The sequence below is a fragment of the Pseudomonas rhizosphaerae genome (assembly GCF_000761155.1).
In the GTDB taxonomy this organism is placed as follows: Bacteria; Pseudomonadota; Gammaproteobacteria; order Pseudomonadales; family Pseudomonadaceae; genus Aquipseudomonas; species Aquipseudomonas rhizosphaerae.
This window is the reverse complement of the sequence record NZ_CP009533.1, coordinates 3,242,663-3,261,242: the sequence shown is the minus strand read 5'-3', so window position 1 is coordinate 3,261,242 and position 18,580 is coordinate 3,242,663. Positions and strand designations below refer to the sequence as shown.

Here is an 18,580-nt window from a genome sequence, read left to right as displayed (position 1 = left end):
TATCGATTCCCTCAGAAGGGGGCCCTGTGAGCCTGTTACCTACCAAGATCATGTCCCGCTTCAGCCTGGGCATCGTGTTCATCCTGCTGGTGACGGCAGCGGCCATCTATGCGGTCATGGTGCTCAGTGGCGAGCCCAAGCTGATCCAGTCCAACACCAAGAGCGCCGAGCAGTCGGCCACGGCCATCGCGCGGCAACTGTCGGTCGAGCTGGCCGAGATCGAAGGTCGTGTCGCAGCGCTGGCGAGCCTGGGTAGCACGCTGCCGACGGATGTCGAGCTGGTAAAAGGCACCTTGGCGCCGATCATCGATTCCCAGGGCGATACCGCGATTGCCGGCGGTGGCCTGTGGCCCGAGCCGGATGCCTTCAGCGCAGGCGTGGCGCGGCGCAGCTTCTACTGGGCGCGCAGCGGCCAGAGCCTGGGCTATTCCGAGGAATACAACGCCAGCGCCGTGGATGACTATCACGCCGCCGACTGGTATGTGCAGGGCAAGGCCTCCACGCCGGGTCGCTGCGCCTGGTCGGATGCCTACGAGGATCCGGTCAGCAAGATTCTGATGACCACCTGCACAGTGCCCTACAGCCGTGATGGCCGTTTCGCTGGCGTGGCAACCATCGACCTGACCCTCACAGGTCTGGCCAACTTCCTCAAGTCCAACGGCCAGGTTACCGGCGGCTATGCCTTCGCCATCGATCCGTCGGGCAAGGTCCTGTACTTTCCGGCCATCGGCGAGCAGCCGGCGCCTGCCGACGAAGCGGCACTGCTCGCTGCCTATCCCTGGTTCAAGGCCGTCGCCGATTGGCGCACCAGCGGTCAGCGCGAGGCGCAGACCTTTCATGTGGAACATGACGCGCAGCTGGATGGTGCAGGCTACATCAGCCTCACGCGGGTGCCTGCCAGTGGCTGGGTAGTGGGCCTGGCCACGCCGCAGGCGCACATGACCGGCATCGCCAGCAAGTTGACCGTCGATATCCTCACCACCTTGCTGCCGATCCTGGCGCTGGTGTTCGGCCTGGCCTGGCTGGCCGGGCGCGCGGTGTTCAGCCAGATCAACGAAACCACGGCACAGATCGACACGCTGGGCGAGCAGGGCGGTGGCGCCAGCGCCGAACTGGACGTGGTCCGGGCCGACGAGATCGGCCTGCTGCGTGGCGCGGTCAACCGCTACGCCGGCAACCTGCGCAACATGCTCAAGGCGATCGGCGACGAGGCGCTGCGTTTGCAGAAACAGTCCGATGACGTGGCGCGGCTATCGGTGATCATGGCCGAGCGCGCCGAAACCCAGCGTCAGGACAACACCTTGCTGGCCACTGCGATCACCGAGATGTCGTCCAGTGCTCAAGAGGTCGCCTCCAACACCACGGAATGTTCCGACACCGCGCAGCTGTCGCTGTCCACGGCGCGGCAGAGCCAGGGGCATGTGGAGCAGAACAGTCAGACGATCAATTCCCTGACCGGTGACATCGCCAGCGTGGCGCAAGCCATCACCAGCCTGGGCCAGGACATCGAGAGCGTCAGTGGCGTGCTCGACGTGATCAAGTCGATTTCCGCGCAGACCAACCTGCTGGCGCTCAATGCCGCGATCGAAGCGGCGCGTGCGGGCGAGCAGGGCAGAGGTTTTGCGGTGGTGGCCGACGAAGTGCGCACCCTGGCGGGGCGTACCCAGGCTTCGGCCGACGAGATTCAACAGATGATCGGCGAGCTGCGCCAGGCCTCGGTCAAGGCGGTCGATACCATGGTCGCGGGCGAGGACCGCACGCGCACCGTGGCGCAGCAGGCCGATGTGTTGAGCGTCTCGCTGGGCAGTACGGTGGTGGGCTTCGACGACATCGTCCAGCGCACCCAGCAGATCGCCGTGGCGGCCCAGGAACAGAGCCATGTCACCCAGGAGATCACCGAGCTGGCGGTACGCATTCACGCGGCCAGCGAAGACGGCGCCCGCGACGCGTCCAGTCTCAGCGAACTGAGCCAGGGCATGCAGGCACTGTCGACGCGCCTGGCGGGGTTGAGTCGGCAGGGGTAGGGCAGGCGGGTAGTTGTGGGAGCGGTCACCGGCCGCGAAGGCAGCACCGCGGTCCGGCTGACACACCTCGCAGGTCTCTTCGCGGCCACAGACCGCTCCCACAGGCACTCAGCCCTGGCGCGATACCGGCTTGGGCTGATAGGCGCAGTAGCCGGGGCGGGGCCCGATTCTGGGATGGTTGCGGCAGGTGTCCGGACGCTTTTCATAGATCGTGCACAGGCGGCTTTTCTTGTCCAGGTACAGACAATCGTTGTTGCTCATGCGCGTCAGGGTGAAAATGCCTGACTTCTGGTTGAAGCGTTCGACGATGCCGTCCTTCTGCAAGCGCTTGGCGACGTTCTTGGGCGGATCGCCTATCTCGAACTCATCCACCACACCGATACGGATAAGGTCCTTGATCTTCACTTCCACCGGCAGCGTGCAGCAGGTCGAGATACAGGCACCGCACATCGGTGCGGAATATTTCTGCCAGGTGTCTAGGCGGTCCACTTCGGCGGCGGCAATCAAAGAGCTTTTCATCGTCAGGTCATCAGGCAAGATGGAACAGGGCGCGCGATCATACCGGCATTGGTGAAAAAGTGAACAACCTTCTGCCCGAAACTGCGCGTATGGTGCAAAGTTACGAACCTGAGCTTTCGGCGTGTGTCGAAGCGTCTAGGCTCAGGTATTCCATCCAGTATCGTCAATTTCCCCGAGGACGCATTGCATGTCTCAGGAACCGCTTGTCCGTGACGCCGAGGTGGCCGATTTCCGCGCTGCTGTACTCGCCAAACTCACCTATGCGGTGGGCAAGGACCCCGATCACGCATTCGACCACGACTGGTTCGAGGCCATTGCTTTGGCCGCGCGCGACCACATGGTCGAGCACTGGATGGATCACACCCGGCAGATCTACCGCAAAGGCCAGAAACGGGTCTATTACCTCTCCCTGGAATTTCTCATTGGCCGGCTGCTCTACGACAGCCTGAGCAACCTTGGCCTGCTGGACATCGCCCGCGAGGCCCTGACCGATCTGGGCGTGGATCTGGAGCGCATCCGCCTGCTCGAGCCCGATGCGGCGCTGGGCAACGGTGGCCTCGGGCGCCTGGCGGCCTGCTTCATGGAAAGCATGTCGACCCTGGGCGTTGCGGCTCATGGTTATGGCATCCGCTACGAACACGGGCTGTTCCGCCAGGCCATCGTCGATGGCTGGCAGCAGGAGCAGACGGAAAACTGGCTGAATTTCGGCAACCCCTGGGAGTTCGAGCGTCCGGAAGTGATCTACCCGATCAGCTTCGGCGGCCATGTGGAAACCGTCACCGACAGCGAAGGCCAGCAGAAGCAGGTCTGGTGGCCCAGCGAAACCGTGCGCGCCATCGCCTACGACACGCCGGTGGTCGGCTGGCGCGGCTCCAGCGTCAACACCCTGCGCCTGTGGCGCGCGCGCGCGATAGAAGACCTGCACCTGGAGCGCTTCAATGCCGGCGACCACCTCGGCGCCGTCGCCGAAGTCGCCCGTGCCGAGAGCATCTCCCGGGTTCTGTACCCGGCCGACAGCACCGAGGCCGGCCAGGAGTTGCGCCTGCGCCAGGAGTACTTCTTCGTTTCGGCCTCCCTGCACGATTTGTTGCGTCGTCACCTGAACGGTAACGACAGCCTGCTCAACCTGGCCGACAAGGCGGCGATCCAGCTCAACGACACGCACCCTTCCATCGCCGTGGCAGAGCTGATGCGCCAGTTGGTGGACGAATATGGTCTGGCGTGGGACACGGCATGGGAAATCACCGTCAACACCCTGGCCTACACCAACCACACGTTGTTGCCCGAGGCCCTGGAAACCTGGCCGGTGGGCCTGATGGAGCGCATGCTGCCGCGGCACATGCAGATCATCTACCTGATCAACGCCTATCACATCGATTCGCTGCGCGCCAAAGGCCAGCACGATGTCGATGTACTGCGCGCCGTGTCGCTGATCGAAGAAGACAACGGTCGCCGCGTGCGCATGGGCAACCTGGCGTTCCTGGGTTCGCACAGCGTCAACGGGGTGTCCGGCCTGCACACCCAGTTGATGCGCAGCACGGTGTTCTCCGAGCTGCACAAGCTCTATCCCGACCGGATCAACAACAAGACCAACGGCATCACGTTCCGTCGCTGGCTGTATCAATCCAACAGCGAGCTGACCGCGATGCTGGTCGACAAGCTCGGCCCGGAATTGCTCGACAACCCGGAAGGGCTGCTCAAGAACCTCGAGCCGTTCGCCGAGCAGCCCGAGTTCCGCAGGGCTTTCGCTGCACAGCGTCTGAACAGCAAGAAGGCGCTGGCGCGCATCATTCACGAGCGCGTCGGCGTCACGGTCAATCCCGAGGCGATGTTCGACGTCCAGGTCAAGCGTATCCATGAGTACAAGCGGCAACTGCTCAACCTGATGCACACCGTGGCGCTGTACCAGGCGATCCGCGCCGAGCCTGAGACGGACTGGGTGCCGCGGGTTAAGATTTTCGCCGGCAAGGCGGCGGCCAGCTATCACCAGGCCAAGCTGATCATCAAGCTGGCCAACGACATCGCGCGGGTGGTCAACAACGATCCGACCGTGCGCGGTTTGCTCAAGGTGGTGTTCCTGCCCAACTACAACGTCAGTCTGGCCGAAAGCATCATCCCGGCTGCCGACCTGTCCGAGCAGATTTCCACCGCTGGCTACGAAGCGTCGGGCACCAGCAACATGAAGTTCGGCCTCAATGGCGCGTTGACCATTGGTACGCTGGACGGCGCCAACGTGGAAATGTGCGATTTCCTGGGCAAGGAGAACATGTTCATCTTTGGCATGACCGCGGCCCAGGTCGAGGAACGCAAGCATGCCGGCGGTTTCAGTGCCTATGGTGATGTAGCGGCCTCCCATCGTTTGAACGATGTGCTGCAGGCCATTCGCGGTGGGGTGTTCTCGCCCGACGATCCGTCGCGCTACGCGGGGTTGATCGATTCGCTGACCAGCTACGACCGCTTCCTGCTGTGCGCCGATTTCGACGCGTACTGGGATGCGCAGCGCAAGGTCGAAGACACTTGGCATGACGCCGACAAGTGGTGGCGCATGGCGGTGCTCAACACGGCCCGCATGGGCTGGTTCTCCTCCGACCGAACCATCCGCGAGTATGCGCAGGATATCTGGCAGGCGCTGGAGTGAGGCTCTAGACCGCAGCGCGCCCTTCGCGGCCACAGACCGCTCCCACAGTTGGCAGGTGTAGGAGCGGTCATCGGCCGCGAAGGGCATGCGGCGGTACCCCTGATACACCGCGTTGCCTTTTCGCGGCCACAGACCGCTCCCACAGTGGGTAGGTGTAGGAGCGGTCATCGGCCGCGAAGGGCATGCGGAGGTACCCCTGATACACCGCGTTGCCTTTTCGCGGCCACAGACCGCTCCTACAGTGGGTAAGTGTGGGAGCGGTCATCGGCCGCGAAGGGCCCTCTCCATCGAACTATCCTCATTGATAGCGATCTGATAGCTACCGCGGCGTGGCTAGCGCTCGCTAGGTTTGGCCGCACCCGTGTAAACTGTGCGGGCTTTACCCCCACCCCCTTTTCTACTCCGGAGTCGTCCATGTCCCGCGTTACCCTGAGTCGCTACTTGATCGAGCAGACCCGCAGCAACAACACGCCGGCCGATCTGCGCTTCCTGATCGAAGTGGTGGCGCGCGCGTGCAAAGAGATCAGCCATGCGGTGTCCAAGGGCGCCCTGGGTGGCGTGCTTGGCAGCATGGGCACCGAAAACGTCCAAGGCGAAGTGCAGAAGAAGCTGGACGTGCTGTCCAACGACATCCTGCTCGAAGCCAACGAATGGGGCGGCCACCTGGCGGGCATGGCGTCCGAAGAAATGGACAACGCCTACCAGATTCCCGGCCAGTACCCCAAGGGTGCCTACCTGCTGGTGTTCGACCCCCTCGACGGCTCCTCCAACATCGACGTCAACGTCTCGGTCGGCACCATCTTCTCGGTGCTGCGCTGCCCTACCGAGCACCTGAGCCAGAATGACAGCCTGAAGGAACATGCCTTCCTGCAGCCGGGCACCGAGCAGGTCGCTGCCGGCTATGCCATCTACGGCCCGCAGACCATGCTGATCCTGACCCTGGGCAATGGCGTGAAAGGGTTCACCCTGGACCGCGAGATGGGCAGCTTCGTGCTGACCCACGAAAACATCCAGATTCCGGAAACCACCGCCGAATTCGCTATCAACATGTCCAACAAGCGCCACTGGGAAGCCCCGGTGACCAAGTACGTGGACGAGCTGCTGGCCGGTGAAGAAGGCCCGCTGAAAAAGAACTACAACATGCGCTGGATCGCCTCGATGGTGGCCGACGTGCACCGCATCCTGACCCGCGGTGGCTTGTTCATGTACCCGCGTGACAGCCGCGAGCCGGAGAAGCCAGGCAAGCTGCGTTTGATGTACGAAGCCAACCCGATGTCGTTCCTGGTGGAGCAGGCCGGTGGCGCTTCGACCGACGGCCGCCAGCGCATCATGGACATCAAGCCAGAAGGCCTGCACCAGCGTGTGGCGGTGTTCCTGGGTTCCAAGCAGGAAGTCGAGCGCGTCACCGGTTACCACACCGAGTAAACGTTGCACGGCTGACAAGCTCCGGCAGATGCCCGCCCCTCCTTGTGGGAGCGGGCTTTGCCCGCGAAAAGGTCTACGCGGTGTGTCAGGCAGATCGCGGTGAAGCCTTCGCGGGCAGAGCCCGCTCCCACAGGCCACAAGCCCCAAGCCACAAGCCGTGAGGGTCGCAATTGGAACCCGCGCGGTTTGCGCTCTTCTAAGCTGCACACCCTACGTGTCTGCCGTTCAAGGAGAGCCCCCCATGTCGTTGCGCAAGTTCGCCTTGCTGCTTCTGTGTCTGTCGCTGATGATCGCCGGCTGCAGCAACGCCCCCGACGCCAGCATGGCGCCTCGCACCGTCGACAGCGTGGACCTGCAGCGCTACCAGGGCACCTGGTACGAAGTGGCCAGGCTGCCCATGTTCTTCCAGCGCAACTGCGCCCAATCCGAAGCCCATTACACCCTGAAAACCGATGGCAACATTGGCGTGCTCAACCGTTGCCGCACCGAAAATGGTGAATGGCAGGAGGCCAATGGCACCGCCTCGCCTCAGGTTCCGGGCAAGACCGACAAGCTGTGGGTAGTGTTCGACAACTGGTTCTCCAGGATGGTCCCCGGCCTGGCCAAGGGCGATTACTGGGTCCTGGACGTGGACGACAGATACGAGCATGCGCTGGTCGGCAGCCCGAGCCGCAAGTACCTGTGGCTGCTGTCGCGCACGCCGCAGATCTCCACGGCGGTGCGCGAGCGGATGCTGGCCAAGGCGCGTCAGCAGGGTTATGACACCAGTCGCCTGATCTGGCGCGCGGCGGATGCCGACATCGGCAAGTGACGACGTACCCGACTAGCGCCGGTGCCGTATAGAGTTGTCCCGCCCAAGCGCTAGTCGCGTTACTGCCCAGGCGCTAGTCGCGGTACAATGTCGCTCGCTGTGCCTCAACGAATCAATCAAGGAATTCCCGTGCCGACTCCGCCTGTTGTCCCTGCGCTGGCTGCCCAGATGGGCGAAAGTCCGGCGCCCTTGTATGCCCGCGTCAAACAGATGATCGCGGTGCAGATCCTCAACGGTACCTGGCCGCCGCACTACCGGGTGCCGTCGGAAAGCGAACTGGTCAATCAACTGGGTTTCAGCCGCATGACCATCAACCGCGCCCTGCGCGAGCTGACGGCTGAAGGCCTGCTGGTGCGCATGCAGGGTGTGGGCACGTTCGTGGCCGAACCGAAAAGCCAGTCGGCGATGTTCGAAGTGCACAACGTTGCCGACGAGATCGCCGCCCGCGGCCATCGCCACAGCAGCCGCCTGGTACTGCTGGAAGAAGAGGCCGCCGGTGCCGAGCGTGCCCTGACCCTGAACATGCGCGAAGGCCAGCGAGTGTTTCATTCGATCATCGTGCATTACGAGAACGACATCCCGGTTCAGGTCGAGGATCGCTACGTCAACGCCCAGATCGCGCCGCAATACCTGCAACAGGATTTCGTCGAAGAGACCCCGTACGCCTACCTGACCCGCGTGGCACCCCTGACCGCCGGCGAGCACGTGGTCGAGGCCATGCTGGCCAACCCAAGGGAGTGCGAGTTGCTGCAGATCGAACGCGGCGAACCGTGCCTGCTGATCTTGCGACGTACCTGGTCGGGCAAGACGCCGGTCACCGCCGCGCGCCTGATCCACCCTGGCTCGCGCCATCGGCTGGAAGGCCGCTTCACCAAATAGGCCTGCTCTCGGCACAAATATGCCAATCTGCCGTTCGTCGCGCAGAACAATGGCTCATCGTGCGGTCACACCCATAGATCGCCGTGACCATGGCCTATGTGGAGCAGGACCCGATGAAACTGAACAAGACCCTCCTGGCAATGACCCTGTCCCTGGGCTTGCTGGCCGCTGCCAGCAGCAGCCAAGCCGCTGGGTGGTGCGAATCGGGCAAGCCGGTGAAATTCGCCGGCCTGAACTGGGAAAGCGGCATGCTGCTCACCGACCTGCTGCAGTTCGTGCTGGAGCATGGCTACGACTGCAAGACCGACAGCCTGCCCGGCAACTCCATCACCATGGAAAGTGCCCTGGGCAGTAACGATATCCAGGTGTTCGCCGAGGAATGGGTCGGTCGCAGCGAGGTCTGGAACAAGGCCGAGCAGGCTGGCAAGGTGGTCGGCATCGGCGCACCGATCACCGGCGCCGTGGAAGGCTGGTACGTGCCGCGCTATGTAATCGAAGGCGACGCCAAGCGCGGCCTCGACGCCAAGGCCCCCGACCTTGCCGCCATCTCCGACCTGGGCAAATACGCCAAGGTGTTCAAGGACCAGGAAGAACCGAACAAAGGCCGCTTCTACAACTGCCCGGCCGGCTGGACCTGCGAGCTGGAAAACAGCGAGATGCTCAAGAGCTATGGCTTGCAGGACAGCTACACCAATTTCCGCCCGGGCACCGGGCCGGCCCTGGATGCTGCCGTGCTGTCGAGCTACAAGCGTGGTGAGCCGATCCTGTTCTACTACTGGTCACCGACCCCGCTGCTGGGCCAGGTCGATGTGGTCAAGCTGGCGGAAAAACCGGGCGTGGACAAGACCATCAGCATCAAGGTCGGGCTGTCCAAGGCTTTCCACGAGGGGGCGCCGGAATTGCTTCCCGTGTTCGAAAAGGTCAACCTGCCCATCGACCTGCTCAACCAGAACCTGGCGCGCATGAGCCGCGAGCGTATCGAATCGCCGAAGCTGGCCCGTCTGTTCCTCAAGGAACACCCCGAGGTCTGGAAGCCGTGGGTCAGCGAAGCGGCTGCCGTGAAGATTCAGGCTGCGCTCTGATTCTTTCGCTTGTATCGAGAAAGCCCCCTGCATCGAGAGCGCCCCATGTTTCCTGAAAGCTTCACCTTTTCCATCGCCAACTGGGTCAACGACGGCGTCGATGCGCTGGTTACCCGCTACGGCGATGTCTTCCGGCAGATTTCCGACACCTTGTTGTGGGCCATCGTCAACCTGGAAAGCCTGCTGCGCATGACGCCCTGGTGGCTGATGCTGGCCATCGTCGGCGGCATTGCCTGGCATGCCTCACGCAAATGGTTGACCACTGTAGTCATCGTCGGCCTGTTGTTTCTGGTGGGGGCGGTGGGCCTGTGGGACAAGCTCATGCAGACCCTGGCCCTGATGCTCGTGGCCACGCTGATTTCCGTGGTGATCGCCATTCCCCTGGGTATTCTTGCCGCACGCAGCGACCGACTGCGCGCGGTATTGATGCCGCTGCTCGACATTATGCAGACCATGCCCAGCTTCGTGTACCTGATTCCGGTGCTGATGCTGTTCGGGCTGGGCAAGGTGCCTGCCATCTTCGCCACCGTCATCTATGCAGCGCCGCCGCTGATTCGCCTGACCGATCTAGGCATTCGTCAGGTCGATCGCGAGGTCATGGAAGCCATCAATGCCTTCGGCGCCAACCGTTGGCAGCAACTGTTCGGCGTGCAACTGCCACTGGCGCTGCCCAGCATCATGGCGGGCATCAACCAGACCACCATGATGGCACTGTCCATGGTGGTGATTGCCTCGATGATCGGCGCCCGCGGCCTGGGCGAGGACGTGCTGGTGGGCATCCAGACCCTGAACGTGGGCAAGGGCCTCGAGGCGGGGCTGGCCATCGTTATTCTGGCGGTCGTGATCGACCGCATCACCCAGGCCTATGGTCGTCCCCGTCACGAGGTAGGCCGATGAACCCGCCCAAGATCGAAGTGCGCAACGTTTACAAGGTGTTCGGCAAGCGCGAGAAAGAGGCCTTGGCGCTGAGCCAGCAAGGCCAGAGCAAGGAGCAGGTGTTGGCCGCCACCGGCTGCGTGGTAGGGGTCGACGACCTGTCTTTGTCGATCGCTGCCGGCGAGGTGTTCGTCATCATGGGCTTGTCCGGTTCGGGCAAGTCGACCCTGGTGCGGCATTTCAACCGACTGGTGGACCCCTCCAGCGGCCAGATTCTGGTGGATGGCGAAAACATCCTGCGCTACGACATGCAGGCCCTGCGTGAATTTCGCCGGCGCAAGATCAGCATGGTGTTCCAGAGTTTTGGCCTGTTGCCGCACAAGAGCGTGCTGGACAACGTTGCCTACGGCCTCAAGGTGCGCGGCGAGAGCAAGGCGCTGTGCCAGGAGCGCGCCCAGCACTGGGTCGAGGCAGTCGGCCTCAACGGCTACGAACGTGCCTATCCGCAGCAGCTGTCCGGCGGCATGCGCCAACGCGTAGGCCTGGCGCGGGCATTGGCGGCGGACACCGACATCATCCTCATGGACGAAGCGTTCAGCGCCCTGGATCCATTGATTCGCGCGGAAATGCAGGACCAGTTGCTGGAACTGCAAACCCGCCTGCACAAGACCATCGTGTTCATTACTCACGACCTGGACGAAGCGATTCGCCTGGGTAACCGCATCGCCATCCTCAAGGACGGGCGCCTGATCCAGGCGGGTACCGCGAAGGAAATCCTGCACAACCCGGCCGACGATTACGTCGACCGGTTCGTCCAGCGGCGCAGCGTCGCGGTTTGAGGCGGTCACCGGTACGAATTCTCAGGTCCTTGTCAGACGTTTCTGTCGGATGTTTCTGAAAAAGCGGTTTTTCAGACTTTTCTGATTGTTGTCCCGCAATACCCTGCCTAGCGTGCAGGCATTCGCCCAGGAACAAGGAATGCCTGCATGTCCGTCACCAAGCACTATCTCAGCCATGAAGCCATACACAAAGCGCTGCGCATTGCCGACCTGACCGATGCCTGCGAGCCGCCCCATGCCGTGCGCCTGCTGGTCAGGGATCTGCTTGCCGGCCTGGTGCGCCAGGGCTGGCCATTGGCCGAAGTGCACAAGGGGCCGCGGATCATCTCGGCCGTGGAAAACTTCCAGCTCAGCGGCGACGATCCACAGGTGATGGATGACATCGGCACTCACAGCTGTTGGGTCGATGACGAGCTGCTGTTGCGCACCCAGACCAGCAGTGCAGTCATCACTGGCCTGCAAGCGGCGGCGGGGCGGCGAACACCGGGCGAAACCATCATGCTCGCCGCCCCGGGCATTACTTTTCGTCGCGACATCCGCGACCGTTGGCATTGCGCCGAGCCGCACCAGATGGACATCTGGGTCCTGGGCGATGCCGCGCTGGGCAACCACCAGGAGTTGCTGCGGCTGGTGGGCGACGTGCTGGACATCGCCGTGCCGGGACGGATGTGGGGGCACAGCGCCGGAGCCTGCGGCTTCACCCGCGATGGCCTCAATATCAGCCTGGTCACGCGCCAGGCACCGGTGGACATCCTCGCCTGTGGCTGCATCTGCCCGGCGTTCCTGCAACGCCTGGACGTCGATCCCCAGGCCCATGGCGGGCTGGTCCTGCGTCTGGGGCTGGATCGCCTGGCCATGCTGCGCAAGGGCGTTCCGGACATCCGCCTGCTGCGCGATGGCCATCCCCAGGTCCAGGCGCAGATGACCGACCTCAAGGCCTGGCAACCGCTGTATCGCCAGCCGGCGATCAGTCGTGACCTGTCGCTGGCGGTGGCGCCGGGGCTCGGCATCGAGGACATCACCGAGCAGGTCCTGCAGGTGGCCGGCTACCGCGCTGGCTGGATCGAGGAGCTGCACATCCGGGGCCGCTGGCCGTTCGAAGAGTTGCCCTCGCTGACCATCAAGCGCCTGGGCATCGTGCGTGGCCAACACAACCTGGTGTTGCAGGTGGTGCTGCGCGATCACGCCCAGTCCCTGAGCGCGCAGCAGGCCGATGACCTGTACCGCGACATCCGTGTGGCCCTTCACCAAGGCGTGCCAGGTGGTGCCTACCTGGTGGGAGAGCGCTTGTGAAACCCTGCAATGGATAGGGAGAATGCGCCAAGCGGTCATTCGGGTTTATGATGGCCCACGGCAGAGACCCAACTTCCAACGGAGCGCACGATGCAAACCTTGTACCCGCAGATCAAACCCTACGCCAGGCATGATCTGGCCGTGGAAGAGCCGCACGTGCTGTATGTCGACGAAAGCGGTTCGCCGGAGGGCTTGCCGGTGCTGTTCATCCACGGCGGCCCGGGCTCGGGGTGCGACGCGCAGAGCCGTTGCTATTTCGATCCCAACGTCTATCGCATCGTGACTTTCGATCAGCGCGGCTGTGGCCGCTCCACGCCCCATGCCAGCATCGAGAACAACACCACCTGGCGGCTGGTGGCGGACATGGAGCGCATTCGCGAACACCTGGGCATCGACAAGTGGGTCCTGTTCGGCGGTTCCTGGGGTTCCACGCTGGCCCTGGCCTATGCACAGACTCACCCGGAACGCGTGCATGGCTTGATCCTGCGCGGAATCTTCCTCTGCCGTCCGCAGGAGATCGAATGGTTCTACCAGGCTGGCGCCAGCCGCCTGTTCCCCGACTATTGGCAGGACTACATCGCGCCGATCCCGCCCGAAGAGCGCGGCAACCTGCTGCAGGCTTTTCACAAGCGCCTGACGGGCAACGACCAGATCGCGCAGATGCATGCCGCCAAGGCATGGTCCATGTGGGAAGGCCGTACCGCCACCCTGCGACCCAACCCATTGGTGGTCGATCGCTTCTCCGAGCCGCACCGGGCCTTGTCGATCTCGCGCATCGAGACCCACTACTTCGTCAACAACGCCTTCCTGGAACCGGACCAGCTGATCCGCGACATGCCGCGCATCGCCCATCTGCCGGCGGTCATCGTGCACGGCCGCTACGACGTGATCTGCCCGCTGGACAACGCCTGGGCGCTGCACCAGGCCTGGCCCAACAGCGAACTGCAGGTCATTCGCGACGCGGGCCACGCCGCCTCCGAGCCGGGTATCACCGATGCCCTGGTACGCGCCGCCGAACAGATGGCCCGGCGTTTGCTGGACCTGCCCCTGGAAGAAGCATGAAGGGACTGCTGCAGCGGGTCAGCCAGGCGCGTGTCGAGGTGGCCGGTGAAACCATCGGCGCCATCGACCAGGGCCTGCTGGTGCTGGTGGCCGTCGAGCCCGACGACACCGTTGCCAGTGCCGACAAGCTGCTGCACAAGCTGCTCAACTACCGGGTGTTCGGCGACGAGCAGGGCAAGATGAACCTGTCGCTCAAGGACATCGGCGGCGGCCTGCTGTTGGTGTCGCAGTTCACCCTGGCGGCGGACACCCGCAGCGGCCTGCGCGCCGGCTTCTCCACCGCAGCCGCCCCGGCCCCGGCACAGGCGCTGTTCGACCACCTTGTCGAGGCTGCAAAAAAAGCCCATCCACAGGTTCAGGTCGGGCAATTCGGTGCCGATATGCAGGTAAGCTTGACCAACGACGGGCCTGTAACCTTCCTGTTACAAATTTAGTGGCTTATTGCTGGCGACTTTGCGGACCTTGACCGCTCTTCGTAGCATAAATACTTGGGCTACCCTGATGCGTTGTGACGCGACGTACTAGATAATCGCGCGCCAGGGGGGCCACATTTTGCTACCCGGTATTTCCAGTTTGAAGCGTGTCCGGCTCCGCTTGGGGAATCATTAAGCCCTTTTGGAGTCGGAACAGTGCTCGCCAACCCGGCGCAAGACTGCTGGCCGTTGGTTTTTCGATATGTTTTCGGCGAGGGTTGCTCGTGATTGTTAGTCCTTTAAATGCTTCAAGAACACCCCGTACCCGGTTGCGCAATGCGATGCTGGCCGGGTCTGCGTTGTTCTGCCTGTTCAGCGCCAGCCAGCTCTGGGCTTTCAGCCTGGATGATGTTGCCGGACGCGCCAAGGAGCTTGCCGGTCAGAAGTTCGAAGCGCCGCGCAGCAATCTGCCCAAAGAATTTCGCGACATGAAATTCGCGGATTATCAGAAGATCCGCTTCCGCAATGAAAACGCCGAATGGGCTGACGCCAAGACCCCATTCAAGCTGTCCTTCTATCATCAGGGCATGCACTTCGACACACCGGTGAAGATCAACGAAGTCACCGCCACTACCGTCAACGAAATCAAGTACGACGCTAGCCGTTTCGATTTCGGCGACCTGCAGTTCGATCCCAAGTCCACCGAGCAATTGGGCTACGCCGGTTTCCGCGTACTGTTCCCGATCAACAAGGCGGACAAACAGGACGAAATCATGACCATGCTGGGCGCGAGCTACTTCCGCGTCATCGGCAAAGGTCAGGTGTATGGCCTGTCGGCCCGTGGCCTGGCCCTGGATACGGCACTGCCGTCGGGCGAAGAGTTCCCGCGGTTTCGCGAATTCTGGGTAGAACGCCCCAACGAAGGCGACAAGCAGCTGGTGATTTTCGCCCTGCTTGATTCGCCGCGCTCCACCGGTGCCTACAAGTTGACCCTGCGTCCGGGCAAGGACACCACCGTCGACGTCGAGTCGCGGGTGTTCCTGCGTGATCGCGTCAGCCGCCTGGGTATCGCGCCGCTGACCAGCATGTTCCTGTTCGGCTCCAACCAGCCGTCCCGCGTGCAGAACTACCGTGACGAGCTGCATGACTCCACCGGCCTGTCCATCCACGCCGGCAATGGCGAGTGGCTGTGGCGTCCGCTGAACAATCCCAAGCATCTGGCCGTCAGCAGCTTCACCGTCGAGAACCCGCGTGGCTTCGGTCTGCTGCAGCGTGGCCGCGAGTTCTCCCGTTACGAAGACCTCGACGACCGCTACGACAAGCGTCCAAGCGCGTGGATCGAGCCCAAGGGTGATTGGGGCAAGGGCACCGTCGACCTGGTGGAAATCCCGACTGCGGACGAAACCAACGACAACATCGTGGCGTTCTGGAATCCGGAAAAGATCCCGGAACCCGGCCAGGCGCTGGAGCATAACTACCGCCTGCACTGGACGATGGACGAAGACGAGTTCCACTCGCCCGACGTTGCCTGGGTCAACCAGACCCTGCGCTCGACGGGTGACGTGAAGCAATCCAACCTGATCCGTCAGGCCGATGGCAGCATCGCCTTCCTGATCGACTACGAAGGTCCGGTACTGGCCGCCTTGGCCGAAGACACCAGCGTTCGCAGCCAGGTCAGCGTCGACGATAACGGCGAGCTGGTCGAGAACAACGTTCGTTACAACCCGGTCACCAAGGGCTGGCGCCTGACCCTGCGGGTCAAGGTCAAGGATCCCAACAAGGCCGTGGAAATGCGTGCGGCGTTGGTCAAGGATCTGCCGGTGGAGCCGGTCAAGGCCGCCGAGCCGGTCGAGGAAAAGGCTGTGCCCAAGCACGACAAGGCACACGCCAAGGCCGAAAAGACTGCCGAAGTGGCGCAGGCTCCGGCACCCGCTGCGCCTGAAGCTGCACCTGCTGCACCTACCGAACCGGTCAAGACCGAACAGGTTCTGACTGAAACCTGGAGCTACCAGTTGCCCGCCGATGACTAATTCTCCAGCTCGGCCAGAATCGCTTGGCGAATACCTGGCTCAATTGCCCCTGGGGGACGCACAGCGCGCAGAACTTGCCAGCTGCACGTCCTTCACCGAACTGCACGAGCGCCTGTCCGGGCGCCCGGCGCACGATGCCGTGCTTGGCGCACAGAACTCGGTCGAGCAGCGCTTGCTGCTCGATTCGGCTGCCGAACTGGAAGAGGCCGAGATGCTCGGCGTCGACGCCAGCGGCCGCCTGCAGCTCAAGGCCACGCCACCGATCAACCGCACCCTGGTGATTCCCGAGCCGTGGCGCACCAACGTGCTGGTCCGGGTTTGGCGCAAGCTGACCGGCAAGGCCAGCAAGCCCGAGCCGACCAGTGACAAGCGTGAGCTGCCGAAGGCGCGCTGGCGCTGGGTCGGTTCGATGCGTCGCTACATCCTGCTGGTGCTGATGCTCGGCCAGACCATCGTCGCCGGCTGGTACATGAAAGGCATCATGCCGTACCAGGGCTGGGGCATGGTCAACCTCGACGAAGTGGTTCGTCAGCCGATCATGCAGACCGCCACCCAAGTGCTGCCGTATTTCCTGCAGACCAGCATCCTGATCCTCTTCGGTATCCTGTTCTGCTGGGTATCGGCGGGGTTCTGGACGGCGCTGATGGGCTTCCTCGAATTGCTCACCGGTCGCGACAAGTACCGCATTTCCGGTGCCAGCGCCGGCAATGAGCCGATCGAGGCAGGCGCGCGTACCGCGTTGGTCATGCCAATCTGCAACGAAGACGTGACCCGCGTTTTCGCGGGTCTACGGGCCACGTTCGAATCAGTCAAGGCGACCGGCGACCTGGATCGCTTCGATTTCTTCGTGCTCAGCGACACCAACGACCCCGACATCGCCGTTGCCGAGCAACAGGCCTGGCTGCAAGTGTGCCGCGAAGCCGGTGGCTTCGGGCACATCTTCTATCGCCGTCGTCGTCGTCGGGTCAAGCGCAAGAGCGGCAACCTCGACGACTTCTGCCGTCGCTGGGGCAGCGAGTACCGCTACATGGTCGTACTCGATGCGGACAGCGTGATGAGCGGCGAATGCCTGACCAGCCTGGTGCGCTTGATGGAAGCGACGCCGGACGCGGGCATCATCCAGACCGCGCCGAAGGCGTCGGGCATGGACACCCTGTATGCACGCATGCAGCAGTTCGCCACCCGCGTATACGGTCCGCTGTTCACGGCCGGTCTGCACTTCTGGCAGTTGGGCGAATCGCACTACTGGGGGCATAACGCGATTATCCGCATGAAGCCCTTCATCGAGCACTGCGCCCTGGCGCCGCTGCCGGGCAAAGGTGCCTTCGCCGGTGCGATCCTCTCCCACGACTTCGTCGAGGCGGCCCTGATGCGCCGTGCCGGCTGGGGCGTGTGGATTGCCTACGACCTGCCGGGCAGCTACGAAGAGTTGCCGCCCAACCTGCTCGACGAGCTCAAGCGCGATCGACGCTGGTGCCACGGCAACCTGATGAACTTCCGCCTGTTCCTGGTCAAGGGCATGCACCCGGTTCACCGGGCAGTGTTCCTGACCGGCGTGATGTCGTACCTGTCGGCACCGTTGTGGTTCTTCTTCCTGGTGCTGTCCACGGCCTTGCTGGCGGTGAACACGCTGATGGAGCCGACCTACTTCCTGGCGCCGCGACAGCTGTACCCATTGTGGCCGCAATGGCATCCGGACAAGGCGGTGGCGCTGTTCTCCACCACCATCGTGTTGCTGTTCCTGCCCAAGCTGTTGAGCATCATCCTGATCTGGGCCAAGGGCGCGAAGGAATACGGCGGCCGTTTCAAGGTCACCTTGTCGATGCTGCTGGAAATGTTGTTCTCGATGCTGCTGGCGCCGGTGCGCATGCTGTTCCACACCCGTTTCGTGCTCGCTGCGTTCCTGGGCTGGGCCGCCACCTGGAATTCGCCGCAACGTGACGACGACTCCACGCCGTGGAGCGAAGCGATCAAGCGTCATGGTTCGCAAACCTTGCTGGGCGCGGCCTGGGCTGCGCTGGTGATCTGGTTGAACCCCAGCTTCCTCTGGTGGCTGACGCCGATCGTGGGCTCGCTGATGCTGTCGATCCCGGTCTCGGTGATTTCCAGCCGGACCAACCTGGGTGTGCAGGCACGGGAAGACAAGTTGTTCCTGATTCCCGAGGAGTACGACACGCCGCAGGAACTGCTGTCCACCGATCGCTATACCCAGGAAAACCGCGACAATGCGCTCAAGGACGGTTTCGTTCGTGCGGTCGTCGATCCGCGTCAGAACGCCTTGGCCTATGGCCTGGGTACGGCGCGTCACGGCAAGGCCGCACCGATCGAGAGCATGCGTGCACAGTGGGTCCATCAGGCTTTGGAAGGTGGTCCGCTGAAGCTCGACAACAACACGCGCATGTCGCTGCTCAGCGATCCGGTGGCGATTTCGCGTCTGCACGAGCACGTCTGGGCCGATCAGAACACGGCCTGGCTGGATGCGTGGCGTCAGTCCAAGCAAGCGGAACGCCCGGCGCAGCCCGTGCAACCGCTCGGCGTGGTACCGGCGGCAGGCTTGCAGAACGCCTGACCGCGTTGGCCCATTCGCGGCCAATGACCGCTTCCACAGGAATCTCCAAACACCTGTAGGAGCGGTCAGTGGCCGCGAAGGTCGCACCCAATATCCCCGCGATGCCCCGCAACAGTGCCA

Annotated in this window: 14 protein-coding genes; 13 read left to right on the top strand and 1 reads right to left on the bottom strand. The window is 63.1% G+C overall.

The features are described from left to right. The first annotated feature begins 26 nt into the window (after nt 1-26). On the top strand, nt 27-2,024 hold the full coding sequence (locus tag LT40_RS22160; protein ID WP_052393437.1) for a methyl-accepting chemotaxis protein: 1,998 nt from the start codon (nt 27-29) through the stop codon (nt 2,022-2,024). Between the two features lie 108 nt (nt 2,025-2,132). On the opposite strand, the gene LT40_RS14425 is transcribed toward LT40_RS22160, so the two are convergent. Continuing rightward, complete coding sequence (locus tag LT40_RS14425) at nt 2,133-2,543, bottom strand: YkgJ family cysteine cluster protein (RefSeq protein WP_043191436.1); 411 nt, start codon at nt 2,541-2,543, stop codon at nt 2,133-2,135. Between the two features lie 187 nt (nt 2,544-2,730). Between LT40_RS14425 and LT40_RS14420 the strand changes: the two genes are divergently transcribed. The 12 genes from LT40_RS14420 to mdoH all read left to right on the top strand — a co-directional run bounded on the left by LT40_RS14420 (nt 2,731) and on the right by mdoH (nt 18,460). Continuing rightward, nucleotides 2,731-5,181 carry a glycogen/starch/alpha-glucan phosphorylase gene (locus LT40_RS14420; protein WP_043191432.1) on the top strand — a complete coding sequence of 817 codons (2,451 nt, stop codon included), beginning with the start codon at nt 2,731-2,733 and terminating at the stop codon, nt 5,179-5,181. Nucleotides 5,182-5,595: 414 nt separating this feature from the next. After that, on the top strand, nt 5,596-6,606 hold the full coding sequence (locus LT40_RS14415; protein WP_043191430.1) for a class 1 fructose-bisphosphatase: 1,011 nt from the start codon (nt 5,596-5,598) through the stop codon (nt 6,604-6,606). A gap of 286 nt (nt 6,607-6,892) precedes the next feature. Continuing rightward, a complete protein-coding gene (locus LT40_RS14410) occupies nt 6,893-7,417 on the top strand; it encodes a lipocalin family protein (RefSeq protein ID WP_420329692.1) in 525 nt (174 codons plus the stop codon). Nucleotides 7,418-7,585: 168 nt separating this feature from the next. Continuing rightward, nucleotides 7,586-8,296 carry a histidine utilization repressor gene (gene hutC / locus LT40_RS14405; RefSeq protein ID WP_052393436.1) on the top strand — a complete coding sequence of 237 codons (711 nt, stop codon included), beginning with the start codon at nt 7,586-7,588 and terminating at the stop codon, nt 8,294-8,296. Between the two features lie 113 nt (nt 8,297-8,409). Further along, nucleotides 8,410-9,378: an ABC transporter substrate-binding protein gene (locus tag LT40_RS14400; RefSeq protein ID WP_043193711.1), complete on the top strand. Its 969-nt coding sequence runs from the start codon at nt 8,410-8,412 to the stop codon at nt 9,376-9,378. Nucleotides 9,379-9,423: 45 nt separating this feature from the next. Then, nucleotides 9,424-10,275, top strand: coding sequence for an ABC transporter permease (locus LT40_RS14395; protein WP_043191425.1), 852 nt, complete (start codon nt 9,424-9,426; stop codon nt 10,273-10,275). Next, nucleotides 10,272-11,093, top strand: coding sequence for a quaternary amine ABC transporter ATP-binding protein (locus LT40_RS14390; RefSeq protein ID WP_043193709.1), 822 nt, complete (start codon nt 10,272-10,274; stop codon nt 11,091-11,093). The genes LT40_RS14395 and LT40_RS14390 overlap by 4 nt, the downstream gene beginning before the upstream one ends. Nucleotides 11,094-11,240: 147 nt before the next feature. Further along, nucleotides 11,241-12,386, top strand: coding sequence for a PheS-related mystery ligase SrmL (srmL, locus tag LT40_RS14385; RefSeq protein WP_043191423.1), 1,146 nt, complete (start codon nt 11,241-11,243; stop codon nt 12,384-12,386). A 90-nt stretch (nt 12,387-12,476) separates the two neighbouring features. Continuing rightward, nucleotides 12,477-13,448 carry a prolyl aminopeptidase gene (pip, locus tag LT40_RS14380; protein ID WP_043191421.1) on the top strand — a complete coding sequence of 324 codons (972 nt, stop codon included), beginning with the start codon at nt 12,477-12,479 and terminating at the stop codon, nt 13,446-13,448. Continuing rightward, nucleotides 13,445-13,882 carry a D-aminoacyl-tRNA deacylase gene (gene dtd, locus LT40_RS14375; RefSeq protein WP_043191419.1) on the top strand — a complete coding sequence of 146 codons (438 nt, stop codon included), beginning with the start codon at nt 13,445-13,447 and terminating at the stop codon, nt 13,880-13,882. The genes pip and dtd overlap by 4 nt, the downstream gene beginning before the upstream one ends. 320 nt (nt 13,883-14,202) lie before the next feature. Next, nucleotides 14,203-15,891 (top strand): glucan biosynthesis protein G, encoded by a 1,689-nt coding sequence (locus LT40_RS14370; RefSeq protein WP_162473360.1) that lies wholly within the window; start codon nt 14,203-14,205, stop codon nt 15,889-15,891. Continuing rightward, nucleotides 15,884-18,460: a glucans biosynthesis glucosyltransferase MdoH gene (gene mdoH / locus LT40_RS14365; protein WP_043191417.1), complete on the top strand. Its 2,577-nt coding sequence runs from the start codon at nt 15,884-15,886 to the stop codon at nt 18,458-18,460. The genes LT40_RS14370 and mdoH overlap by 8 nt, the downstream gene beginning before the upstream one ends. Nucleotides 18,461-18,580: the final 120 nt, after the last annotated feature.